Genomic DNA, 23411 nt, shown 5'->3' with positions numbered 1-23411 from the left:
GCGCCTCCTCGTGATCAATCAACCATCAGGAAGCCGACCACACCGCCAGCTCATAGCCATCCGGGTCGATGAAGTGGAAACGCCTTCCACCCGGGAACGCGAACACTTCACGGCTGATGGTCGCCCCGGCGGCTTCGAGCCTGAGTTGGGTGCCTTCAAGGTCATCCGCGTACAGGATGATCAACGGGCCGCCCGGGCGCACCGGTTCGCCGGTCGTGAAGCCACCGGTCAGGCGACCGTCGCTAAATTCGGTATAGGTCGGGCCGTAGTCGACGAAACTCCAGCCAAATACGCTCGCATAGAAGGCTTTGCTGCGGTCGATGTCGCTGACATTGAACTCGATGTTATCGATCTGACGGTCTTTACCTTGAATGCCCATTGACGCTTCCTTGGCTGATTTGGGAGTAAGCGAGCTTAGGCCATTTACCCCTCACCGAGCTTGGAAAAATCGATCCGGACGGCAGGGGTTGAAGGCAGAGCAAGCCTTGTCGCCGAGGATTTCCTCACTGGCAAGACGACCCACAATCGCCGCCAGGGTTACGCCGGGGTGCATGACGCACACGTATACGCCACCAACCTGCGGAAGATAACCAATGATGGGGAGGTCATCGGCAGGCATGGGTCTGTATCCGACACGAGCCGATTGCAGATCCAGGGAGACAACGCCGTGGAGTTCGCTTTTGATGGCGTTGGCGGTGCGCTGCGCGATCTCCGATGGTTGGTTTTCCAAGGCGTCGTCCAGGTAGTCTTCGGCCGCCAGCAACGCACCCTCCGGGGTTTGCCTCACTTCCATTTCAGGGCTGGAGATGAGGGTGCGCACCAGGTTGGGTGGCGAGTTGTAGCGGATGAAAATTGCCGGGGAGGCTTCTATGGGCAGGCGGACGTCAAGCAGGTTGGTCAGCTTCGTGATGCCTGTACCGGCTGCCAATACGACGATATCGGCTTCAATGACGCCCCCGGCGGTTTCAACGCCCCGCACGGTGGAACCCTGGGTTTTAAAGCCGAGAACCGGCGTTTGAATGAGCACTTTCACGCCATTCGCTTGAGCACCGGCAATCAACGCATGGGTTGCTGCTACGGCGTCCAGCGCTCCTTCTTCCGCCGCATACGAAGCGTGTTGAGGAGGATTCTTGAGGTTTGGCTCAAGTTCACGGATCTGTGATTGGGATATCCGGCTTGCCGACGCTGTTGAACTCGGGCCGTAAGAGAGGGCACCAGTCCATTGGATCTTCAGGCCGGGCAGCTGTGTTTCGAGTCGGCGGTATTCCTGGATGGCAGCACCGCGCAATGGCGCAATGGGGTCGGGTTCGCCATGGGAGGTGTTGATCCAGGCGAATGAGCTGCCGGTCACGCCTGACGCGATGCCTTCGGCCTCGACCACCGTGACATTCGCGCCTTTGGTCGCAAGATGGTAGGCCAGGGATGCGCCTACGATGCCGGCACCGATGACGATGACGCGTTTGCCGGGAGCGTTATCCATTCGGTCTCCGTTGGGTTTGCCTGGGGGGAATACGTTAGCTCGGTTGGGGCTGCTGCGCAGCCCAGCGGGAGCAAGCTCCCTCGCCACTGGAGGATCGGGTCAGTTAGTTCGGCTGTGGCTGTCAGGGCGCTATCGCGTTCAAGCTCGCTCCCACAGGGATTGGGGATGGATGCGATGTCTGTGAACAAACCCGAAAACTGTGGGAGCTGAGCTTGCTCTGCTCCCACAGGGGTTCTTGGGTGTTCAAGATCAAGCATTCATCACACCCAAGCAACAGGCCTTCAGTACCACCGCGCCTCACCCGGCGGGCGTTTCTTGAAGCGTTTCATGCTCCACATGTACTGGCTCGGGTAGGCCCGCACGTAGCGCTCCACCACTTGGCTCATGGCGGCGCAGGCCGTTTCGGTGTCGGTGCTGTACATGGCCTCCGGGGCGGCTTCGAGGATGACTTTGTAGCCGGAGCCGTCCGGCAGGCGCAGGGCGTGGAGGAAGACGCCGACCGCTTTGCCGCCGGCGAGCATGTTCGGTACGAACTTGCTGGTCAGGGCCTGGGTGGCGAAGAAGGGCACGAAGATGCCAGCGGATTCAGACGGCTCCGGGTCGGCGGGGATGCCCACCTGGCCGCCCTTGCGCACTTCCTTGATGACGCTGAGGATGCCTTCCTTGGTCGACGCCGCGACCTTGTTGCCCAACTGCACGCGTTGCTTTTGCAGCAATTCATCCACCGCCTTGAGCTTGGGCGGACGGTAGAAAATGATCGGTTTGCACTGGCTGCAATAGAAGTGGTTGAGCACTTCCCAGTTGCCCAGGTGGCTGGTGATGCCGACGACGCCTTTGCCGGAGGCCAGTGCTTCTTTCAGCACCTCCAGGCCTTCGACTTCGCGCACCAGCTCGATGGAACGTTGGGCCGGCCAGATCCAGGCGCAGGCGCTTTCGGTCAGGGATTTGCCGATGTCCTTGAGGCTCTGGCCCACCAGGCGTTCGCGCTCGGCCGGGTCCATCTCGGGAAAACATTTGGCGAGGTTGATCCGCACCACGTCGCGGGAACGGTTGGGAAATTTCCACATGAGCCAGCCAATGGCCGAGCCCACCGCCTGCACCGCGCCCCAGGGCAGCAGCGCAAACAACCGCAGAGCGCCAACCAGCAAGGCGCCTTTCAACTTATCCACAGGTCACTCCTGAATGTATGGGCCGTGTTGCGAGCCGGCTATTCTAACCGCCGTTTACCAACTCGGCGTAGCGGTCGCAATCCTGAGTGTGGTCCATGACCATGCCCGAGGCTTGCATCAAGGCATAGCAAATGGTCGGCCCGACGAAGGTGAACCCGGCTTTTTTCAAGCCTTTGCTCATCGCCAGTGCCTCGGGCGTGATGGCCGGCACTTCGGTGCGGTCCTTGAAATGGTTGATGATGGGTTTGTCGCCCACGAACGACCAGAGAAACGCCACCGGGTCTTCCAGCGCCAGCCAGGCCTGGGCGTTACGGCGGGCGGCCTTGAGCTTGAGACGGTTGCGGATGATGCCGGGGTCGAGCATCAGCTCATCGATTTCGGCGTCGCTCATCTGTGCCACCCGCTGCACATCGAAGCCGTACAGCACCTCCCGGTAGCGCTCGCGTTTGCGCAAAACGGTGATCCAGGACAACCCGGCCTGGAACCCTTCGAGCAAAAGCAACTCGAACAAACCCTGCGCATCGCGCAGCGGCGTGCCCCACTCCTGATCGTGATAAGCCATGTACAACGGATCGTCAGAACACCAAAAGCAGCGTGGCATAAGGCTCCAGGGGGCGTGCGCACGAACGAATCGGGTATACTCCCGCTCTTTAAATCGCAGCCCAAGAAACAGGTGAATTTCGTGAGCCAGCCTACGCCAGCCGTGCGTACCTTCCAAGACTTGATCCTCGCCCTCCAGCAATACTGGGCCGAGCAAGGTTGCGTGGTACTTCAGCCCTACGATATGGAAGTAGGCGCCGGCACTTTCCACACTGCCACGTTTCTGCGTGCCATCGGCCCGGAAACCTGGAACGCCGCTTATGTGCAGCCCAGCCGCCGCCCGACTGACGGCCGCTACGGCGAAAACCCGAACCGTCTGCAGCACTACTACCAGTTCCAGGTCGTCCTGAAGCCGAACCCGGAAAACTTCCAGGAGCTGTACCTGGGCTCGCTCAAGCACGTGGGCCTCGACCCGCTGGTGCACGACATTCGTTTCGTCGAAGACAACTGGGAATCGCCAACCCTGGGCGCCTGGGGCCTGGGCTGGGAAGTCTGGCTCAACGGCATGGAAGTGACCCAGTTCACCTACTTCCAGCAAGCGGGCGGCATCGAGTGCTACCCGGTCACCGGCGAAATCACCTACGGCCTGGAACGCCTGGCCATGTATCTGCAGGGCGTGGATTCGGTCTACGACCTGGTGTGGGCCGACGGCCCGTTCGGCAAAGTGACCTACGGCGATGTGTTCCACCAGAACGAAGTGGAGCAGTCGACCTACAACTTCGAACACGCCAACGTCGAGAAGCTGTTCGAACTGTTCGATTTCTATGAAAGCGAAGCCAAGCGCCTGATCGAGCTGGACCAGCCGCTGCCGTTGCCGAGCTATGAAATGGTGTTGAAGGCGTCCCATACCTTCAACCTGCTGGACGCACGCCGGGCGATTTCCGTGACCGCGCGCCAGCAATACATCCTGCGTGTGCGCACCCTGGCGCGTTCCGTTGCGCAAGCCTACCTGCTGGCCCGTGCCAAGCTGGGCTTCCCGATGGCGACCCCGGACCTGCGTGATGAAGTGTTGGCTAAGCTGGAGGCTGCACAATGAGTGCTCAAGATTTTCTGGTTGAACTGGGCACCGAAGAACTGCCACCCAAAGCCCTGAACACCCTGGCCGATGCGTTCCTGGCCGGTATCGACAAAGGCCTGCAAGCCGCCGGCCTGGGCTACGAAGCCAAACAGGTGTACGCCGCGCCGCGCCGCCTGGCCGTGCTGATCACCGCCCTGGCGACCCAGCAGCCAGACCGCAGCATCAATCTCGACGGCCCGCCACGCCAGGCCGCGTTCGATGCCGACGGCAACCCGACCCAGGCTGCCCTGGGCTTCGCCAAGAAGTGCGGCGTGGACCTGAGCGAAATCGACCAGAGCGGCCCGAAGCTGCGCTACAGCCAGAGCATCAAGGGCAAGCCGACCGCCAGCCTGTTGCCGACCATCGTCGAAGATTCCCTCAATGACTTGCCGATCCCCAAGCGCATGCGCTGGGCCGCGCGCAAGGAAGAGTTCGTGCGCCCGACCCAATGGCTGGTGATGTTGCTCGGTGACCAGGTCATCGATTGCACGATCCTGGCCCAGAAGGCCGGTCGCGATTCCCGCGGTCACCGCTTCCATCATCCACAGAGCGTGCGCATCACCTCGCCGGCCAACTACCTGGCCGACCTGCGTGCCGCCTACGTGCTGGCCGACGCCAACGAGCGCCGCGAACTGATCAGCAAGCGCACCGAAGAGCTGGCCACCCTGCAGGAAGGCACCGCCATCGTGCCGGCCAACCTGCTGGACGAAGTGACCGCGCTGGTGGAATGGCCGGTGCCGCTGGTGTGCTCGTTCGAGGAACGTTTCCTTGAAGTGCCGCAGGAAGCCTTGATCACCACCATGCAGGACAACCAGAAGTACTTCTGCCTGCTGGACGCCGAAGGCAAGTTGCTGCCGCGCTTCATCACGGTCGCCAACATCGAAAGCAAGGACCCGCAGCAGATCATCGCCGGTAACGAAAAAGTCGTTCGCCCGCGCCTGACCGATGCCGAGTTCTTCTTCAAGCAAGACAAGAAGCAACCGCTGGAAAGCTTCAACGAGCGCCTGCGCAACGTGGTGTTCCAGGAAAAACTCGGCAGCGTCTACGACAAGGCCGAGCGCGTGTCGAAACTGGCGGCGTTCATCGCCCCACGCATCGGCGGCGACGCCCAGCGCGCGGCCCGTGCCGGGATCCTGTCCAAGTGCGACCTGTCCACCGAGATGGTCGGTGAGTTCCCGGAGATGCAAGGCGTCGCCGGTTACTACTACGCCCTCAACGATGGCGAGCCGCAGGACGTGGCCCTGGCACTGAACGAGCAGTACATGCCCCGCGGTGCCGGCGCCGAACTGCCGACCACCCTGACCGGTGCGGCCGTGGCGATCGCCGACAAGCTCGACACCCTGGTCGGCATCTTCGGTATCGGCATGCTGCCCACCGGCAGCAAAGACCCGTATGCCTTGCGTCGTGCGGCGCTGGGCGTGTTGCGGATCCTGATCGACAAGCAGCTGGACCTGGACCTGAACGACGCAGTGGCGTTCGCCGTCAATGCGTTCGGCAGCAAGGTCAAGGCTGCCGGCCTGGCCGATGCCGTGCTGGAATTCATCTTCGACCGCCTGCGTGCGCGTTATGAAGACGAAGGTGTCGAAGTCGCCACCTACCTGTCGGTGCGTGCCCTGAAACCGGGTTCGGCCCTGGACTTCGACCAGCGTGTACAAGCGGTGCAGGCGTTCCGCAAATTGCCGGAAGCGGCAGCGCTGGCGGCAGTGAACAAGCGGGTGTCGAACCTGCTGGGCAAGGCCGACGGCAACATCGCGGCCACCGTCGAAGCCAAGTACTTCGACAACGCCAACGAGTTTTCCCTGTATTCGGCGATCCAGCAGGCGGACCAGGCGGTCCAGCCAATGGCGGCGGCTCGTCAGTACAGCGAAACCCTGGCGCGCCTGGCTGCACTGCGCGAACCGGTGGATGCGTTTTTCGAGGCAGTGATGGTCAATGCCGAAGACGCCAAAGTACGCGCCAACCGTTACGCGCTGCTGGCGCGTCTGCGTGGGCTGTTCCTCGGCGTCGCCGATATTTCGTTGCTGGGGTAAAGCTTGAAACTGCTGATTCTCGATCGGGACGGGGTGATCAATCACGACTCCGACGCTTACATCAAATCGGTGGAGGAGTGGTTGCCACTGCCCGGTTCGATCGAAGCCATCGCGCAGTTGAGCAAGGCCGGCTGGACGGTGGCGGTTGCCACCAACCAGTCGGGCATTGCCCGCGGTTACTATGACCTCGCCGTCCTGGACGCCATGCATGAGCGCTTGCGCACCCTGGTGGCGGAGCAGGGCGGGGAAGTCGGCTTGATCGTCTATTGCCCGCACGGTCCGGATGAAGGTTGCGATTGCCGCAAGCCCAAGCCGGGCATGCTGAACACCATTGCCGCGCATTACGGCGTGGCGCTGGCGGGTGTGTGGTTCGTCGGCGACAGCCTCGGTGACCTGGAGGCGGCCAAGGCCGTCGATTGTCAGCCAGTTTTGGTAAAGACCGGGAAAGGCGAAAAGACTCTGGGCAAGACCCTACCGGTAGGCACCTTGATTTTTGACGACTTGGCGGCGATTGCCGCTGAACTTATCCACAATTAGAGCTCCCAAGACAACCTGATCAAGGATTGTTCGGGAAGCGCTTGAACAGGCGGGCATTGCCCGCAACGGTAAATGCCGCTATGTCTATATTGCAGGCCATCAGAGCCTTTCTCTTTTACCTGCTGTTGGGCACCAGTTCCTTGCTGTGGTGCTCCCTGAGCTTTTTCATCGCGCCTTTCTTGCCATTCAAGGCGCGCTACCGTTTCATCAATGTGTACTGGTGCCGCTGCGCACTGTGGTTGAGCAAGGTGTTCCTGGGCATCAGCTATGAAGTCAAAGGTGCCGAGAACGTGCCTGACCGGCCCTGCGTGATCCAGTCCAACCACCAGAGCACCTGGGAGACGTTCTTTCTCTCGGCTTATTTCGAACCGTTGAGCCAAGTGCTCAAGCGTGAACTGTTGTTCGTGCCGTTCTTCGGCTGGGCCATGGCGATGCTGCGCCCGATCGCCATCGATCGCGACAACCCCAAGGCGGCCCTCAAGCAGGTGGCGAAGAAGGGCGACGAACTGCTCAAGGATAACGTTTGGGTGCTGATCTTCCCCGAGGGCACCCGTGTTCCTTATGGAACCGTCGGCAAATTCTCCCGCAGCGGTTCGGCATTGGCCGTGAACGCCGATCTTCCCGTGCTGCCGATTGCACACAATGCCGGCAAATTCTGGCCCAAGGCTGGCTGGATCAGGAAACCAGGCGTCATCACTGTGGTGATTGGCGCGCCGATGTATGCCGAAGGCACTGGGCCCCGCGCCATCGCCGACCTCAATGACCGCGTACAAGCCTGGAATGAACAGACGCAACGGGAAATGGGCTCGCTGCCCCCGACCCCGACAACACCGGCCACCTCCGACCAGCTCGCTGTTTGAGATCTGTGGATAACCTGTGTACCGTTTTTTCGAAATCCGTTGCTTTTATACTGTATGTATATGTTTTTAATACATATTTCCTAAACACATAAAACCCGCGGTTAGGTGCATAAGTTTTTTATAGCACCAAAAGTTCGCAGCCTTCGGCAGCTCCTACAGCCGAAGGCCGCGATCTTTTCAATCTGCCAATAACGGGAAACGCAGGCTGAACGTCGTGCCTTTACCCACCACGCTACGGCACTCGATTTTCCCCTCGTGATGGTCAACCACGGCCTTGACCATCGACAGCCCCAAGCCAATTCCATCGACCCCGTGAGCCGAGGAAAACCGTCGGTACTGCCTGAACAGGTCGGGTAGTTCTTCGGCGCTGATGCCTTTGCCCTGGTCGGCAACATTGCAGATCAACCAGCCCGGAGTGCAATGAACCTGCAGCGAAATGCAGGCGTCGGGCCCGCTGTACTTGATGGCATTTTCCAGCAGATTGAACAGGGCACGGGTCAGCAACGGTTGATCCGCCCTCACCATCGCCTCTTCATCCTCTATTTCATGAGTCAACTGGATGCGTTTTGCCTGGGCGATGGGCAGCGCCTGGTCGAGTACATCCAGCACCAGCATGGCGAACAGCGTCGGCTGGAATTGATATGCCTCGGATTCGGCCTTGGCCAATTGCACGAAACCCTCGGTCAGGTCCAGGGCGCGACGTACCTGGCGCTCGATCTGGTCGAACAGCGGATTATCCCCACCGACCTGATGCCGCTGCACATCGAGCAATGCAAGGATCGCCGAGTGCGGGGCGCGCAAGTCGTGGGAGAGAAAACGCAGCATGACGCTGCGCTGTTCTTCAGCCTCACGTTCGGCGCTCAGGTCCGTGAGGCTGAGCAACCAGCCAATCGGCGCGTCGCCATCAACCGGCAACAACGCCGCCCGTTCCAGGCGCAAGCTGCGCTCGCGAATGTCGCGAAACTCCACCAAGGGCAATGTGGATAACCGGTGATGGGCCCCATGCTCCAACCCTGGATAACCCAATTGCCCGAGATGCTCCAGCACATCGCCACCCGCCAGGCCATGGCCGAACAGCTCGCGCGCCTTGCGATTGCCGAGCAACAGCTTGCCTTGGGGATCACTGATCATGGTCGCCACCGGCAGGTATTCCAGACCGTCGGCAATGAAGCGCCGGGTGTCGCGGGTTCGACTCATGGCTTGCTCCAGGGCCATGATCTGGCCCTGCAAGCGGTCGCTGCCGGTGTAGGAGGCGCGGCGACGTTCCGGGAAAACCTTCGGTTCCGCGTCCAGGCGTGCCAGCTCCCAGCCGAAATAGGCCAGCACCACGCTCAGGCGCCGCCAATTCCAGATCAGGTAGCCAAACATGATGCCCAGCACACTTGCCATGGGCGACCACCACCAGCCTCGCGCGCCCAGCACGGCACTGGTCAACAGGGCCAGGCTCATGCCGCCCACTGTTGTCCACAGGGCCAGGCGCGGGCGCAACAGCAACAAGCCCAATACACAGGCCACCAGACACACCGACAACAACACAGCGCCTGGATGGTTACCCGTCGATTGGCTGCTCAGTGACAGCAAGGCCGTCAGCGGCAACAGCAACAGACTTATCCACAGCCACTCCCGCACCAACTGACGAAACAACCGCTGGACCTGGGTTGGCTCACGACTTTCACGCCGACGTTGGTTACTCATAGGCCTCCTGGCCAAACTCAAGAACTGGGGAATTTTTTCACAGGCCTGCCAAGCCCACGACTATAACGGGACTCGATGGGTGGCGCGCTGCTGCCTTTCCCTCTGTGCCGCGAGCCGGTATTGTCGCAGCCAGCGACAGGTCAATGACAACAAATCAGCCACCGGCTGCGTCTCATTGCCACCTGCAGATGTCCGTTACTCTCGAGATCAAGGAATCGCATTTCATGCGTGTCGCCATACTGGACGATGAACCGGCCGAACTTCGCCGGGTAGAACAGACGCTGCAACAAATCCCTGGCAGGGGCGAACAAGCCTGGACCCTGCATAGCTTTGAGCGAGGCGAGGACTTGTTGCGGCAACTGCGCCGGGAAACCTTCGACCTGTTGATCCTCGACTGGCAACTGCCGGACATCAGCGGGCTTTCATTGCTGCGCTGGACCCGCGAGCACATGGATTCGCCACCGGCTGCCATCATGCTGACCAGTCGCGACGGCGAGCACGACATCGTCCAGGCCCTCAACGCCGGCGCTGACGACTATGTGAGCAAACCCTTTCGACCCAACGAGCTCAAGGCCCGGGTCACCGCTGTGCTGCGCCGTCACAACCTGCAACGCGCGCCCGCCAGCGACGTGCTGGTGTTCAACGACCTGGCGTTCGACGACGCCGAGCTGACCATCACCCGCGCCGGCATACCCATCAGCCTGACCGAGCGGGAATACCGCCTGGCCCGGTGTCTGTTCGCCAACCTGGGCCGACCACTGTCTCGGGAGTATTTCTACGAACGCTTCTGGACCCACGAGGAAATGACCTCGTCCCGCCCGCTCGACACCCACATCTATCGCCTGCGCAACAAGCTCGGCCTGACGGCGGATCGCGGTTGGCAGTTGCTGACGATTTATGGGTATGGGTATCGGTTGGAGAGTGTGGCGGCGGGGAGTGAAGCGTCTGTCGCGAGTTAAACAACGGTCAGTTTGGATACATCTGTGGCGAGGGAGCTTGCTCCCGCTTGAGTGCGAAGCACTCACAAAAAGAGGGGCCGCTGCGCAGCCCAGCGGGAGCAAGCTCCCTCGCCACAATAAATATCAGCCGATCGTCTGCACCAGGCTTCCTGCCTTTGCGATCCGGCGGCGCTGTATCAGCAATCCGGACACGACCACCATTACGCTGAGCAGCCCCGTCGCCAGGATCTCTACACGATGGGCTTCCTGGAACAGCATGATGGTCAAGGCCCCAACGATGAAGACAATCACCGCGTAGGTCAGGCCGGGGAACAGCCACATGCTGAAGGCGACTTTTTCACCACGCGCCATGCGTTGCTTGCGCATGCGCAACTGCGAAACCGCGATGACCAGATACACCAGCAATGCGATGGCGCCGGAACTGGCCAGCAGGAAATCAAACACAGCAGCTGGCGCCACGTAGTTGGCGAATACCGCCAAAAAGGCCGCACCGGTCGACAGCATCACCGCCCAGTAAGGTGTACCGCTTTTGTTGGTGCGCTGGGAAACGGCCGGCGCATCACCACGCTTGCCCAACGAGAACATCATCCGCGAAGCCGTATACAGCGCCGAGTTCAGGCAGCTCGTGACCGCCACCAGGACGACGATGTCGACGATCAGTTTGGCATTGGGGATGCCCATACGCTCCAGCACCGTCTGGTAGGAGCCGACGCTGGCCAGGAGCGGATCGTTCCACGGCACCAGGGCGACGACGATGAAGATGGAGACGAGATAGAACAAGCCAATCCGCCAGATGACCGAGTTGGTTGCCTTGGAAATCTGCTGGCCAGGGTTCTTCGATTCGGCCGCCGCGATGGTCACGATCTCGGTGCCCATGAACGAAAACATGGTGGTCAGGATTGCCCCCAACACCGCGCCCATACCGTTGGGCAGGAAGCCCTGGGTGTCGAACAGGTGCGAAACACCGCTGACCTGGCTGGTAGGCAGCAAGCCGAAGATCGCCATCACACCCAGGCCAATGAAACCGATGATCGCCACCACCTTGACCAGGGCGAACCAGAATTCGAATTCCCCGTAATTCTTCACGCTGAACAGGTTGGTGACCGTCAGCAGCAGGGTGATGACCAAGGTGAAGGCCCAGATCGCCACGTTCGGAAACCAGGCATGCAGGATCGTCGCGGCGGCGTTGGCCTCCAGTGGAATCACCAGGACCCAGAACCACCAGTAGAGCCAGCCGATGGTGAAACCGGCCCAATGCCCAATCGCACGGTCAGCATAGGTCGAGAAGGAGCCGGTGTCCGGCGACGCCACCGCCATTTCGCCCAGCATCCGCATCACCAGCACCACCAGGGCACCCGCGGCAGCGTAAGCCAGCAGCACGGCTGGACCAGCCGCTGCGATAGCGTGGCCGGAGCCAACGAAAAGGCCAGCGCCGATGACGCCGGCGATGGATAGCATCGTCACATGCCGGGGTTTGAGCCCTTGCTCCAGATGATTGGAAGTTTGCGTACCGCTCATTGAGACTACCCTTGGTATTGGATTTATTCGTGTCACCTCGTACCCACCGCTCCCCTGTCAATTTAAAGAAACGATGTGTAATTTATTTAACACGCAAGTTCTGCGCCAGAAAATCTGAAAGCCCGTTATCCGGGGCTCTCACTCAATTCCTAACCTATTGAGCGTGAAGGCTTTGTACCAAGGTGTTACCGAGTTACCCCGTTTTTTATCCACAGGCCTGAAAAGGGTGCACGTTTTTCAAACGTAAAAAAAAGCCAACGCATAAGCGTTGGCTTTTTTTGGAGCGGTGCTGCTGAAGGGATCAGAAATCCAGGTTGGATACCGCCAACGCATTGCTCTCGATGAAGTCACGACGAGGCTCGACCGCATCACCCATCAGGGTGTTGAAGATCTGGTCCGCGCCAATGGCGTCTTCGATGGTGACTTTCAACATCCGCCGCGAGCTTGGGTCCATGGTGGTTTCCCACAGCTGATCCGGGTTCATCTCACCCAGACCTTTGTATCGCTGGATGGTGTGGCGCTTGGTGCTTTCGGCCATCAGCCATTCAAGGGCTTCCTTGAACTCGGTCACGGCTTTCTTGCGTTCGCCACGTTGGATGTAGGCACCTTCGTCCAGCAGCGTGCTCAGTTGCGCGCCCAGGGATACGACGGTCTTGTAGTCGTTGCTGCCGAAGAAGTCGCGGTTGAAGGTGACGTAGTTCGACAGGCCGTGGGAGATCAGTTCGACCTCCGGCAGCCAGACATTACGCTCACGGTCTTCACGCAGGCTGGCTTTGTAGACCAGGCCGGATTTCTCGACAGTGCGCAGGCGTACTTCGTACTGGGCCAGCCAATCCTGCATCGCTGCGTGATCGGACAGTTGCTCCAGGCTCACGGCTGGCAGGTAGATGAAGTGCTCGGTCAGTTCCTGTGGGTACAGGCGCGACAGGCGCTTGAGAGTCTTCATCACCAGGCGGAAGTCGTTGACCAGGCGCTCAAGGGCTTCACCGGAAATGCCTGGGGCATCTTCGTTCAGGTGCAGGCTCGCGTCTTCCAGGGCCGACTGCGTCATGTACTCTTCCATGGCGTCGTCGTCTTTGATGTATTGCTCTTGCTTGCCTTTCTTGACCTTGTACAGCGGCGGCTGGGCGATGTAGATGTAGCCGCGCTCGATCAGCTCCGGCAACTGACGGAAGAAGAACGTCAGCAGCAGGGTACGGATGTGCGAACCGTCGACGTCAGCATCGGTCATGATGATGATGTTGTGATAGCGCAGCTTGTCGATGTTGTACTCTTCGCGGCCAATGCCGCAGCCCAACGCCGTGATCAAGGTGCCGACTTCCTGGGAGGAAATCATCTTGTCGAAGCGCGCCTTCTCGACGTTGAGGATCTTGCCCTTGAGCGGCAGGATAGCCTGGGTGCGGCGGTTACGACCCTGCTTGGCGGAACCGCCAGCAGAGTCACCTTCCACCAGGTACAGCTCGGACAGGGCAGGGTCCTTTTCCTGGCAGTCGGCCAGTTTGCCCGGCAGGCCGGCGATGTCCAGCGCGCCTTTGCGGCGGGTCATCTCACGAGCCTTGCGCGCAGCCTCACGGGCACGAGCGGCGTCGATCATCTTGCCGACCACCAGCTTGGCTTCGTTCGGGTTTTCCAGCAGGAAGTCGGAGAAGTACTTGCCCATTTCCTGTTCAACCGCGGTCTTCACTTCGGAAGACACCAGTTTGTCCTTGGTCTGGGAACTGAACTTCGGATCCGGCACCTTTACCGAGATGATCGCCGTCAGGCCTTCGCGGGCATCGTCACCGGTGGTGGCGACTTTGTGCTTCTTCGCCAGGCCTTCCTGTTCGATGTAGTTGTTCAGGTTACGGGTCAGTGCCGAACGGAAGCCCACCAGGTGGGTACCGCCGTCGCGCTGCGGAATGTTGTTGGTGAAGCACAACAGGTTCTCGTTGAAGCTGTCGTTCCACTGCAGGGCGATTTCCACGCCGATGCCGTCTTCACGCTGGATGTTGAAGTGGAACACCTGGTTGACCGGGGTCTTGTTGGTGTTCAGATACTCGACGAACGCACGCAGGCCACCTTCGTACTTGAACAGCTCTTCCTTGCCGCTGCGCTCGTCCTTGAGGACGATGCCAACACCAGAGTTGAGGAAGGACAGTTCACGAATCCGCTTGGCCAGGATGTCCCAGCTGAAGTGGATATTCTTGAAAGTTTCGCTCGAGGCCTTGAAGTGAATCTGGGTGCCGGTGCTTTCGCTGTCGCCAACGATCGCCATCGGTGCCTGGGGCACACCGTGGATGTAGGTCTGTTCCCAGATCTTGCCGCTGCGGCGAACGGTCAGGACCAGTTGTTCGGACAGCGCGTTCACTACCGATACACCTACGCCGTGCAGACCGCCGGAGACCTTGTAGGAGTTGTCGTCGAACTTACCGCCTGCGTGGAGGACGGTCATGATGACCTCAGCGGCGGAAACGCCTTCCTCTTTATGCACGTCTACCGGGATGCCACGGCCGTTGTCGCGAACGGTGATGGACTCATCCGGGTGGATGATGATGCTGATGTCGTCGCAATGGCCGGCGAGGGCTTCGTCGATGGAGTTGTCGACCACCTCGAACACCATGTGGTGCAGGCCGCTACCATCGTCGGTGTCACCAATGTACATACCGGGACGTTTGCGTACGGCATCCAGGCCTTTCAGCACTTTAATGCTCGTTGAGTCGTACGTATTTTCTTCGCTCAATGCCTTCACTCCCGATGGTCGTGGGTCTGGGTGATACGGCCCTGTTCCACGTGGAACAGAGCGACTGGCGTTTCCGTCTGCCAGCCTTCCCTCAATAATTCGTGGTCTACACAGGTGATGAACACCTGGCAGCGTAAGTCTTCCAGCAAGCGGCATAGCGCGCGACGGTGGGCTTCGTCCAGCTCGGACGGCAAGTCATCCACCAGATAAATACACTGACCGCGACGGGCCTGGCTGACCAGATGCCCCTGGGCGATACGCAAGGCACACACCACCAACTTCTGCTGCCCCCGGGACAAGATGTCCGCGGCGTTATGTGCGCCCAATCTGAGACGCAAGTCAGCACGTTGTGGTCCGGCCTGGGTATGGCCCATCTGCTGGTCCCGCTGCAGCGAGCCAGCCAACACGGTGCTCAGTTCCCGGTCCTTGTCCCAGCCTCGGTAATAGCTGAGCGTCAGGCCCTCAAGCTCAACCAGTTCGCTCAAGGTCTGCTCGAAGACCGGTTTCAAGGCTTTGATGTAAGCGCGGCGGTATTCATCGATTTCAGCGCTGGCCTGGCACAGTTCCCTGTCCCAAACCGCTTGCGAAACGGCGTCAAGTGTACCATGTCGCAGCCAAGAGTTTCGCTGGCGCAGCGCCTTCTGCAGGCGTTGCCAAGTCGTCATGAAGCGCGGTTCCACGTGGAACACGCCCCAGTCGAGAAATTGCCGGCGAATCTTCGGTGCGCCCTCCAGCAGACGGAAGCTGTCCGGGTTGATCAACTGCAACGGCAGGATCTCCGCCAGCTGAGCAGCGCTGCGGGCGTTCTGCCCATCGATGCGGATCTGGAACTCGCCTTGCCGGTCCCGCGAGATCCCCAGGGCGCTATGGCCGCCTTCCGCTAGTTCCACCTGGCCGAACACCGTGCACGCCAGTTGATCGTACTGGATGACCGGTAACAGGCGGGTGCTGCGAAACGAACGGGCAAGCCCGAGCAGGTGCACGGCTTCCAGGACGCTGGTTTTGCCGCTGCCGTTGGCGCCGTAAAGGATATTGATGCGGGGGGAAGGGGAGAAGGTCACCGGGTGCAGATTGCGCACCGCGGTGACCGAGACGCGACTTAAGGACATCTAGCTTCTGCTGGGCATGGGCATGATTACAGACGCATCGGCATGACAACGTAAGCCGAATCGTCGTTGTCGGACTCTTGCACCAGCGCACTGCTGTTGGAGTCAGACAGGATCAGACGCACTTGCTCGGTAGTCATCACGCCCAGCACGTCGAGCAGGTAGCTGACGTTAAAGCCGATTTCCAGGGAGCCGCCGTTGTACTCAACGCCTACTTCTTCTTCCGCTTCTTCCTGCTCCGGGTTGTTCGCCTGGATCTTCAACTGACCATTGGCCAATTGCAGGCGGATGCCGCGGTACTTCTCGTTGGACAGGATCGCGGTGCGGCTGAAAGCTTCGCGCAGCGCCTGGCGGTCGCCCAGCACCAGCTTGTCGCCACCTTTTGGCAGCACGCGTTCGTAGTCGGGGAATTTACCGTCCACCAGCTTCGAGGTGAAGGTGAACTCGCCAGTGGTGGCGCGGATGTGGTGCTGGCCCAGCACGATGCTGACGTTGCCGTCCGGCTCGGTCAGCAGACGGGCCAGCTCCAGGATACCTTTACGCGGCACGATCACCTGGTGGCGATCTGGCTGACCGATATCGGCCTGCATCGAGCACATGGCCAGGCGATGCCCGTCGGTGGCGACGGCGCGGATGACGCCGGCAGACACTTCCAGGAGCATGCCGTTGAGGTAATAACGCACGTCCTGCTGGGCCATGGCGAAGCTGGTGCGTTCGATCAGGCGACGCAATTTGCTCTGGTCCAGGCTGCAGGTCAGCGAACCCGGGCCTTCTTCAACGGTCGGGAAATCGTTGGCTGGCAGTGTGGACAAGGTGAAACGGCTGCGACCGGCCTTGACCACGAGCTTCTGCTCATCGACCTTGATGTCGATCAGCGCGTCGTTGGGCAGGCTCTTGCAGATGTCCATCAGCTTGCGCGCCGGCACGGTGATGGAGCCCGGATCGGCCGGTTCTTCAAGTTGCACACGACCGACCAGCTCGACTTCCAGGTCGGTACCGGTCAGCGACAGTTGCTGGCCTTCGACAACCAGCAGCACGTTGGAAAGTACCGGCAAGGTCTGGCGGCGTTCGACGACGCCTGCGACCAGTTGCAGGGGTTTCAACAGGGCTTCGCGTTGAATGGTGAAATGCATGGTCTAGTCCCTTGCCTTAATAAGCTGCGCTGGTGGTCATCAAGTGGTCAGTGTACGCAGCAGGTTCTTGTAGTCCTCGCGGATGTCCGCGTCGGATTCCTTAAGTTCGTTGATCTTGCGGCAGGCGTGCAACACCGTGGTGTGGTCGCGTCCGCCAAACACATCGCCAATTTCCGGCAGGCTGTGGTTGGTCAGTTCCTTGGACAGGGCCATCGCCACCTGGCGCGGACGTGCTACCGAACGCGAACGGCGTTTGGACAACAGGTCGGAAATCTTGATTTTGTAGTATTCCGCAACCGTTCGCTGAATGTTATCCACAGAAACCAATTTGTCCTGGAGCGCCAGCAGGTCCTTCAAGGATTCGCGAATCAACTCGATGGTGATATCGCGGCCCATGAAGTGCGAGTGAGCGATCACCCGCTTGAGGGCACCTTCGAGCTCACGCACGTTGGAGCGGATACGCTGGGCGATGAAGAACGCCGCGTCGTGAGGCAGCTCGACCTTGGCCTGGTCGGCTTTCTTCATCAGGATCGCGACGCGGGTTTCCAGCTCGGGCGGCTCGACTGCCACCGTCAGGCCCCAGCCGAAACGCGATTTGAGGCGTTCTTCAAGGCCTTCGATTTCTTTCGGGTAGCGGTCACTGGTGAGAATGACCTGCTGCCCGCCTTCAAGCAATGCGTTGAAGGTGTGGAAAAACTCTTCCTGGGAACGTTCCTTGCGGGCGAAGAACTGAATGTCGTCGATCAGCAAGGCGTCCACCGAACGGTAGAAACGCTTGAACTCATTGATCGCGTTCAGTTGCAGCGCCTTGACCATGTCGGCCACGAAACGCTCGGAATGCAGGTACACGACCTTGGCATTCGGGTTCTTCTTTAATAGATGGTTGCCCACCGCATGCATCAAGTGGGTCTTACCCAAGCCGACGCCGCCATAAAGGAAGAGCGGGTTGTAGCCATGCTTGGGGTTGTCCGCAACCTGCCAGGCCGCCGCGCGAGCCAGTTGGTTGGATTTACCTTCGACGAAATTCTCGAAGGTGAAGGTCCGGTTCAGGTAGCTGGTGTGCTTGAGCGCACCTTCGACCTGGACGGTGCGCTGTTCGGCACGCACCGGCGCCTGCTGGGAGCTGGCACCGGCCATCGGGTCGAAGCTGTCCCGGGAGGGCTCTTCGCTGACCTCGGCGACCTTTTGTGCGTTGCGTTTGCTCGGGACAGGCGCCGGTGCCGGGGCAGCATGGTTGTTAACCGGTGCCGTTGCAGTCTGCTGGGCCTGTGACGCCGCGGCGGCCAGCGGTGCGTTGGGTGCGGCGCGCGGTGCCGAGCTGCGCTTGCTGCCTATTAATAAGGACAACGCAGGCGCCATGCCATTGCCATGCTCGTCGAGCAGTTCCATGACCCGGCCCAGGTACTTTTCGTTGACCCAGTCGAGAACGAAACGGTTCGGTGCATAGACACGCAACTCGTCGCCTTCGGCTTCGACCTGTAGTGGACGGATCCAAGTGTTGAATTGTTGGGCAGGCAGCTCATCGCGCAAAAGCTCTACGCACTGCTGCCAAAGTTCCACTGACACGGATATCCCCTAAGTTGAAAGCCGGTGAGGCAAAAACAAGCGGCCATTGTAGCGAGCAGACGGCCACTTATCCACATGCAGCTTGCTGATCGCCCATGATTTATCAACGCGTTAACAGAGAGAAAGACGACGGGCGGTCAGTGGATAAGCTCTGTGGATAACCGTACCTGAGGTCGTTGCACAAGTGGGGGTGAAAGTCAGTGGATAACCGCCCTGTGGATAACCCGGCATTCCACACACAGCTTATCCGACAGCGCAGCACAGGCTGGCCACTGCTTTCCCCTGTAGTTGTCATTCTCTGTACATGGCGGATTACAAGGCCTGAGCATGGTTATCCACAGCAAGGTGGCTGCCTTGCTTTTATAAGCTTTACAGAAAAGCTTTAAATAATTTCCTTCTTTATTTCTATATCTAGGGCTGTGTGATGAATCCGCCGAAGCGCCCGGATATCTATTTAAAGGAAACGCTGGTTGGAAATTGACCTAGAGGCTTGCTTTCTCTAGAATCCCCGGTCTCTTAAAACGGGGGCCATTCCGGCCCGTTGTGGACGAACCAGGTAACACGACATGAAACGTACTTTCCAACCAAGCACTATCAAACGCGCTCGTACCCACGGTTTCCGTGCTCGCATGGCTACCAAGAACGGTCGTGCCGTCCTGTCGCGTCGTCGCGCCAAAGGTCGTGCGCGTCTGGCAGTTTGATAATCCGGCACTGGAGGTGAGTCAGGACTTCAGTCGGGAAAAGCGTCTGCTTACCCCCCGGCATTTCAAGGCAGTCTTTGACTCCCCTACCGGCAAGGTTCCGGGGAAAAATCTCCTGCTCCTTGCGCGCAGCAACGATCTCGATCACCCCCGACTAGGGCTGGTAATCGGGAAAAAGAGCGTCAAGCTCTCCGTTCAGCGCAATCGCCTCAAACGTCTGATGCGCGAATCGTTTCGCCTTAACCAGGATTCACTGGTTGGATGGGACATTGTTATCGTCGCGCGCAAAGGTTTGGGTGACGTAGAAAACCCCGAATTGATTCAGCATTTCGGCAAGCTCTGGAAGCGTCTGGCCCGCAACAAGCCAGTACCAGCAGTCAACACCGAAACTGTAGGGGTAGACAGTCCCGATGCGTAAACTGGCACTCGTTCCGATCCAGTTTTACCGCTATGCCATTAGTCCTTTGATGGCCAGTCACTGTCGTTTCTACCCCAGTTGTTCCTGCTACGCGTACGAAGCCATAGAAAATCATGGCCTACTGCGCGGTGGCTGGCTGACCTTTCGTCGTTTAGGTCGCTGTCATCCGTGGAATCCCGGCGGCTATGACCCGGTTCCGCCTATCCCTACCTCCCGTTCTTCTTCGATGGCCGAGTAATCATGGATATCAAACGCACGATCCTGATCGTCGCCCTGGCAATCGTGTCCTACGTCATGGTCCTTAAATGGAACCAGGACTATGGCCAGGCTGCCCTGCCGACTCAGAATGTTGCAGCCAGCAATACCGCACCGAGCCTGCCGGATGTCCCAGTTGGCAACAACGCTGCCAGCAATGACGACATCCCGCGCGCGGCAAGCGATACCAGCGCTCCCGCCGAAGCCCCCGTGGCCGTAAGCAAAGATCTCATCCAGATCAAGACGGACGTGCTCGAGCTGGCAATCGATCCACAGGGTGGTGACGTCGCCCAGCTGAAGCTGCCGCTGTACCCGCGTCGCCAGGATCATCCGGAAATCCCGTTCCAGTTGTTCGATAACGGTAACGAGCGCACCTATCTGGCCCAAAGTGGCCTGATCGGTACCAACGGCCCGGATTCGGACCCGGCCGGTCGCCCGGTCTACTCCGCCGAGAAGAAGACTTATCAACTGGCTGACGGTCAGGACCAACTGGTCGTAGACTTGAAGTTCAGCAAGGATGGCGTCAACTACATCAAGCGTTTCACCTTGAAACGTGGCCTGTATGACGTAACCGTCTCCTACCTGGTCGACAACCAGAGCGCCCAGCCTTGGTCCGGCGCGATGTTCGCGCAACTCAAGCGTGACGCCAGCGACGATCCTTCTTCCAGCACGGCTACCGGCACCGCGACTTACCTGGGCGCTGCCCTGTGGACAAGTTCGGAGCCGTACAAGAAAGTGTCCATGAAGGACATGGACAAGGGCCAGGTCAAGGAAACCGTCCAAGGTGGCTGGGTTGCCTGGCTGCAGCACTATTTTGTAACAGCCTGGATCCCGCAGAAGGGCGAAAGCAACCTCGTCCAGACGCGTAAAGACAGCAAAGGCAACTACATCGTCGGTTACACCGGGCCGGCATTGACCGCTGCGCCAGGTGCAAAAGTCGAGACCAGCGCCATTCTGTATGCCGGTCCAAAAAGCCAGGCCGTCTTGAAAGAGTTGTCCCCAGGTCTGGAACTGACCGTGGACTACGGTTTCCTGTGGTTCATTGCCCAGCCGATCTTCTGGCTGCTGCAACATATCCACAGCATCGTTGGTAACTGGGGCTGGTCGATCATTTTCCTGACCATGCTGATCAAGGGGATTTTCTTCCCGTTGTCGGCCGCCAGCTACAAATCCATGGCGCGCATGCGCGCAGTGGCGCCGAAACTGGCTGCCCTGAAAGAACAACATGGCGATGACCGGCAGAAAATGTCCCAAGCCATGATGGAGCTGTACAAGAAAGAGAAGATCAACCCGCTGGGTGGATGCTTGCCGATTCTTGTGCAGATGCCTGTGTTCCTGGCGCTGTACTGGGTTCTGCTGGAAAGCGTGGAGATGCGTCAGGCACCGTTCATGCTGTGGATTACCGACCTGTCGATCAAGGATCCGTTCTTCATCCTGCCGATCATCATGGGCGCGACCATGTTCATCCAGCAGCAGCTGAACCCAACGCCTCCGGATCCGATGCAGGCGAAGGTCATGAAAATGATGCCAATCATCTTCACCTTCTTCTTCCTGTGGTTCCCGGCTGGCCTTGTGCTGTACTGGGTTGTGAACAACGTGCTGTCCATCACTCAGCAGTGGTACATCACGCGTAAGATCGAAGCGGCTGCGAAAAAAGCCGAGGCGTAACTTGCTCTGTGGATAACCACACAAAACGCCCCCTAGTGGGGCGTTTTGCTATCTGCCACTTTTGTCTGGATACCGGTTTATGAGCGCTCCGCGTGAAACCATCGCCGCCGTTGCCACCGCCCAAGGTCGCGGCGGTGTCGGCATCGTCCGTATTTCGGGGCCCTTGGCCAGTGTTGCGGCCAAGGCTATCAGCGGTCGCGAACTCAAGCCGCGGTTTGCTCATTACGGCCCGTTTTTCAGTGATGACCAGCAGGTGCTCGACGAGGGGCTGGCCTTGTATTTCCCGGGGCCGAATTCGTTCACCGGCGAAGACGTGCTGGAACTGCAAGGACATGGCGGCCCCATCGTGCTGGACATGCTGCTCAAGCGTTGTCTTGAACTGGGCTGTCGTCTGGCCCGGCCGGGGGAGTTCAGCGAACGGGCCTTCCTTAACGACAAGCTCGACCTGGCCCAGGCCGAGGCGATCGCCGATTTGATCGAAGCCAGTTCTGCACAGGCGGCGCGCAACGCATTGCGTTCCTTGCAGGGTGCGTTTTCCCAACGTGTGCATAACCTCACCGAGCAATTGATCGGCCTGCGGATCTACGTCGAGGCCGCGATTGATTTCCCGGAAGAGGAAATCGATTTTCTTGCCGATGGCCACGTGCTGAGCATGCTGGATAAAGTGCGCGATGAGTTATCCACAGTACTGCGCGAAGCCGGGCAGGGTGCCTTGCTGCGCGATGGGATGACCGTGGTGATCGCCGGACGGCCGAATGCCGGCAAGTCCAGCTTGTTGAATGCCCTGGCCGGTCGCGAAGCGGCGATCGTCACCGAGATCGCCGGCACCACCCGGGACATCCTGCGTGAACATATCCACATCGACGGCATGCCGCTGCACGTAGTGGATACCGCAGGTTTGCGCGACACCGATGACCAGGTGGAAAAAATCGGCGTTGAACGGGCTCTGAAGGCCATTGGTGAAGCCGACCGGGTATTGCTGGTGGTAGATGCCACCGCGCCGGAAGCGGACGATCCATTTGCCTTGTGGCCTGAATTCCTCGAGGTCCGCCCGGATCCCGCGAAAGTCACGCTGATTCGCAACAAGGCCGACCTGACCGGGGAAGCGATTGTCCTTGAGGTCAGCAACGACGGCCATGTGACCATCAGCCTGAGCGCTAAGTCAGCGGGTGAGGGTCTGGAACTGCTGCGCGAGCACCTCAAGGCCTGCATGGGCTATGAGCAGACGTCGGAAAGCAGCTTCAGCGCCCGCCGGCGGCATCTTGAAGCCTTGCGCCATGCCAGTGCCGCCCTGGAACACGGTCGTGCGCAGCTGACCTTGGCGGGGGCGGGTGAGTTGTTGGCCGAAGACCTGCGCCAGGCACAACATTCCCTAGGGGAAATTACCGGCGCCTTCAGCTCCGATGACCTGCTGGGGCGGATCTTTTCCAGCTTCTGCATCGGTAAGTAACCCCGCCTTTGCAACCGGGTTTGCCCTCGAAGCCTCTCGAGTCCAACGCAAGCCCGGTTTTTCCTCTCTTTTTTAAACTGATTGCCCTTGATGGCGGCTTGCCTGTGGACACTGCGGCGATCCATCGCGACGGTTTTCTGTGGATTAAGCCCTGTGAATAACTGCCATTGAGGTCGGTTGATAAACCCCCTTCAAAACTGAAGATAACCGCCTCTGTGGATAACAGGCCCATTCATCCACAGGCTTACACCGGTTATCCAAACCCCTCATTGCCACCTGACCACAGGGTTTTGAATCTCTGTACATATTGAAAATAAAGGTCTGTGTAACGTTATCCACAGATAGGGGGCTCAGTAAGAATAAACATAAAAACAAAGATTTTATAAATTTCTTTCTTTTTTATTTTTTTAACCGCGAGTTCTCCACAGCTGGTTAAATTTTGTGCAAAGGGTTCTTTAGAAAGGGCGAAGTCCCTATACTTGCCGACCTG

Annotated in this window: 20 protein-coding genes; 10 read left to right on the top strand and 10 right to left on the bottom strand. The window is 59.3% G+C overall.

All coding sequences use genetic code 11. The features are described 5' to 3' along the window. Positions 1-25: 25 nt before the first annotated feature. From HU749_RS00965 to HU749_RS00950, 4 genes are all read right to left on the bottom strand, one after another. Entirely contained in the window at positions 26-379 is a 354-nt protein-coding gene (locus HU749_RS00965) for a VOC family protein (RefSeq protein ID WP_079302092.1), read from the bottom strand. A gap of 51 nt (positions 380-430) precedes the next feature. Continuing rightward, the gene (locus tag HU749_RS00960) at positions 431-1480 is read right to left on the bottom strand and encodes an NAD(P)/FAD-dependent oxidoreductase (protein WP_079302093.1); all 1050 of its coding nucleotides are present in this window, start codon (positions 1478-1480) and stop codon (positions 431-433) included. A gap of 281 nt (positions 1481-1761) precedes the next feature. Further along, positions 1762-2649, bottom strand: a complete 888-nt coding sequence (locus tag HU749_RS00955) for a lysophospholipid acyltransferase (RefSeq protein ID WP_079302094.1) — start codon at positions 2647-2649, stop codon at positions 1762-1764. Between the two features lie 43 nt (positions 2650-2692). Continuing rightward, positions 2693-3250: a DNA-3-methyladenine glycosylase I gene (locus tag HU749_RS00950; protein WP_030139014.1), complete on the bottom strand. Its 558-nt coding sequence runs from the start codon at positions 3248-3250 to the stop codon at positions 2693-2695. An 81-nt stretch (positions 3251-3331) separates the two neighbouring features. Between HU749_RS00950 and glyQ the strand changes: the two genes are divergently transcribed. From glyQ to HU749_RS00930, 4 genes are all read left to right on the top strand, one after another. Then, positions 3332-4285 (top strand): glycine--tRNA ligase subunit alpha, encoded by a 954-nt coding sequence (glyQ, locus tag HU749_RS00945; protein WP_003177094.1) that lies wholly within the window; start codon positions 3332-3334, stop codon positions 4283-4285. Beyond that, complete coding sequence (gene glyS / locus HU749_RS00940) at positions 4282-6336, top strand: glycine--tRNA ligase subunit beta (protein ID WP_046063383.1); 2055 nt, start codon at positions 4282-4284, stop codon at positions 6334-6336. The genes glyQ and glyS overlap by 4 nt, the downstream gene beginning before the upstream one ends. Before the next feature lie 3 nt (positions 6337-6339). Continuing rightward, positions 6340-6873: a D-glycero-beta-D-manno-heptose 1,7-bisphosphate 7-phosphatase gene (gene gmhB / locus HU749_RS00935; RefSeq protein ID WP_046063382.1), complete on the top strand. Its 534-nt coding sequence runs from the start codon at positions 6340-6342 to the stop codon at positions 6871-6873. Between the two features lie 80 nt (positions 6874-6953). Next, positions 6954-7733, top strand: a complete 780-nt coding sequence (locus HU749_RS00930) for a lysophospholipid acyltransferase family protein (protein ID WP_046063381.1) — start codon at positions 6954-6956, stop codon at positions 7731-7733. Positions 7734-7910: 177 nt separating this feature from the next. On the opposite strand, the gene HU749_RS00925 is transcribed toward HU749_RS00930, so the two are convergent. After that, positions 7911-9428, bottom strand: coding sequence for a PAS domain-containing sensor histidine kinase (locus HU749_RS00925; protein WP_186649492.1), 1518 nt, complete (start codon positions 9426-9428; stop codon positions 7911-7913). A 224-nt stretch (positions 9429-9652) separates the two neighbouring features. Here HU749_RS00925 and HU749_RS00920 point away from each other — a divergent pair, with 224 nt between their 5' ends. Then, positions 9653-10387: a response regulator transcription factor gene (locus HU749_RS00920; protein ID WP_014335791.1), complete on the top strand. Its 735-nt coding sequence runs from the start codon at positions 9653-9655 to the stop codon at positions 10385-10387. A gap of 123 nt (positions 10388-10510) precedes the next feature. Here HU749_RS00920 and gabP read toward each other — a convergent pair whose 3' ends face one another. The 5 genes from gabP to dnaA all read right to left on the bottom strand — a co-directional run bounded on the left by gabP (position 10511) and on the right by dnaA (position 18429). After that, positions 10511-11905 carry a GABA permease gene (gene gabP / locus HU749_RS00915; protein WP_046063379.1) on the bottom strand — a complete coding sequence of 465 codons (1395 nt, stop codon included), beginning with the start codon at positions 11903-11905 and terminating at the stop codon, positions 10511-10513. 301 nt (positions 11906-12206) lie between these two features. Beyond that, on the bottom strand, positions 12207-14624 hold the full coding sequence (gene gyrB, locus HU749_RS00910; protein WP_046063426.1) for a DNA topoisomerase (ATP-hydrolyzing) subunit B: 2418 nt from the start codon (positions 14622-14624) through the stop codon (positions 12207-12209). A 5-nt stretch (positions 14625-14629) separates the two neighbouring features. Next, a complete protein-coding gene (recF, locus tag HU749_RS00905; RefSeq protein ID WP_003196148.1) occupies positions 14630-15733 on the bottom strand; it encodes a DNA replication/repair protein RecF in 1104 nt (367 codons plus the stop codon). Between the two features lie 26 nt (positions 15734-15759). Next, the gene (dnaN, locus tag HU749_RS00900) at positions 15760-16863 is read right to left on the bottom strand and encodes a DNA polymerase III subunit beta (protein WP_003196145.1); all 1104 of its coding nucleotides are present in this window, start codon (positions 16861-16863) and stop codon (positions 15760-15762) included. 39 nt (positions 16864-16902) lie between these two features. After that, entirely contained in the window at positions 16903-18429 is a 1527-nt protein-coding gene (gene dnaA, locus HU749_RS00895; RefSeq protein ID WP_079302097.1) for a chromosomal replication initiator protein DnaA, read from the bottom strand. 566 nt (positions 18430-18995) lie between these two features. Here dnaA and rpmH point away from each other — a divergent pair. From rpmH to mnmE, 5 genes are all read left to right on the top strand, one after another. Then, positions 18996-19130 carry a 50S ribosomal protein L34 gene (gene rpmH, locus HU749_RS00890; RefSeq protein WP_003213577.1) on the top strand — a complete coding sequence of 45 codons (135 nt, stop codon included), beginning with the start codon at positions 18996-18998 and terminating at the stop codon, positions 19128-19130. A 16-nt stretch (positions 19131-19146) separates the two neighbouring features. After that, the gene (gene rnpA / locus HU749_RS00885; RefSeq protein ID WP_003207107.1) at positions 19147-19548 is read left to right on the top strand and encodes a ribonuclease P protein component; all 402 of its coding nucleotides are present in this window, start codon (positions 19147-19149) and stop codon (positions 19546-19548) included. Continuing rightward, a complete protein-coding gene (gene yidD, locus HU749_RS00880; protein WP_010465488.1) occupies positions 19541-19786 on the top strand; it encodes a membrane protein insertion efficiency factor YidD in 246 nt (81 codons plus the stop codon). Before rnpA ends, yidD begins: the two co-directional genes overlap by 8 nt. A gap of 2 nt (positions 19787-19788) precedes the next feature. Continuing rightward, on the top strand, positions 19789-21471 hold the full coding sequence (gene yidC, locus HU749_RS00875; RefSeq protein WP_046063377.1) for a membrane protein insertase YidC: 1683 nt from the start codon (positions 19789-19791) through the stop codon (positions 21469-21471). 79 nt (positions 21472-21550) lie between these two features. Beyond that, entirely contained in the window at positions 21551-22921 is a 1371-nt protein-coding gene (gene mnmE / locus HU749_RS00870; RefSeq protein WP_079302098.1) for a tRNA uridine-5-carboxymethylaminomethyl(34) synthesis GTPase MnmE, read from the top strand. Positions 22922-23411: the final 490 nt, after the last annotated feature.

It is taken from the genome of Pseudomonas ogarae (genome assembly GCF_014268695.2).
Taxonomy (GTDB): domain Bacteria; phylum Pseudomonadota; class Gammaproteobacteria; order Pseudomonadales; family Pseudomonadaceae; genus Aquipseudomonas; species Aquipseudomonas kilonensis.
This window is presented reverse-complemented; position numbering and strand designations above follow the sequence as displayed.

What these genes read in the sequence shown, in the direction of transcription:
- HU749_RS00930 (WP_046063381.1), top strand. Translation starts at nt 6,954, where the DNA reads ATGTCTATATTGCAGGCCATCAGAGCCTTTCTCTTTTACCTGCTGTTG.
- HU749_RS00925 (WP_186649492.1), bottom strand. Translation starts at nt 9,428, where the DNA reads ATGAGTAACCAACGTCGGCGTGAAAGTCGTGAGCCAACCCAGGTCCAG.
- recF (WP_003196148.1), bottom strand. Translation starts at nt 15,733, where the DNA reads ATGTCCTTAAGTCGCGTCTCGGTCACCGCGGTGCGCAATCTGCACCCG.
- HU749_RS00965 (WP_079302092.1), bottom strand. Translation starts at nt 379, where the DNA reads ATGGGCATTCAAGGTAAAGACCGTCAGATCGATAACATCGAGTTCAAT.
- HU749_RS00950 (WP_030139014.1), bottom strand. Translation starts at nt 3,250, where the DNA reads ATGCCACGCTGCTTTTGGTGTTCTGACGATCCGTTGTACATGGCTTAT.
- HU749_RS00920 (WP_014335791.1), top strand. Translation starts at nt 9,653, where the DNA reads ATGCGTGTCGCCATACTGGACGATGAACCGGCCGAACTTCGCCGGGTA.
- yidD (WP_010465488.1), top strand. Translation starts at nt 19,541, where the DNA reads ATGCGTAAACTGGCACTCGTTCCGATCCAGTTTTACCGCTATGCCATT.
- yidC (WP_046063377.1), top strand. Translation starts at nt 19,789, where the DNA reads ATGGATATCAAACGCACGATCCTGATCGTCGCCCTGGCAATCGTGTCC.
- HU749_RS00960 (WP_079302093.1), bottom strand. Translation starts at nt 1,480, where the DNA reads ATGGATAACGCTCCCGGCAAACGCGTCATCGTCATCGGTGCCGGCATC.
- mnmE (WP_079302098.1), top strand. Translation starts at nt 21,551, where the DNA reads ATGAGCGCTCCGCGTGAAACCATCGCCGCCGTTGCCACCGCCCAAGGT.
- rpmH (WP_003213577.1), top strand. Translation starts at nt 18,996, where the DNA reads ATGAAACGTACTTTCCAACCAAGCACTATCAAACGCGCTCGTACCCAC.
- dnaN (WP_003196145.1), bottom strand. Translation starts at nt 16,863, where the DNA reads ATGCATTTCACCATTCAACGCGAAGCCCTGTTGAAACCCCTGCAACTG.
- glyS (WP_046063383.1), top strand. Translation starts at nt 4,282, where the DNA reads ATGAGTGCTCAAGATTTTCTGGTTGAACTGGGCACCGAAGAACTGCCA.
- gabP (WP_046063379.1), bottom strand. Translation starts at nt 11,905, where the DNA reads ATGAGCGGTACGCAAACTTCCAATCATCTGGAGCAAGGGCTCAAACCC.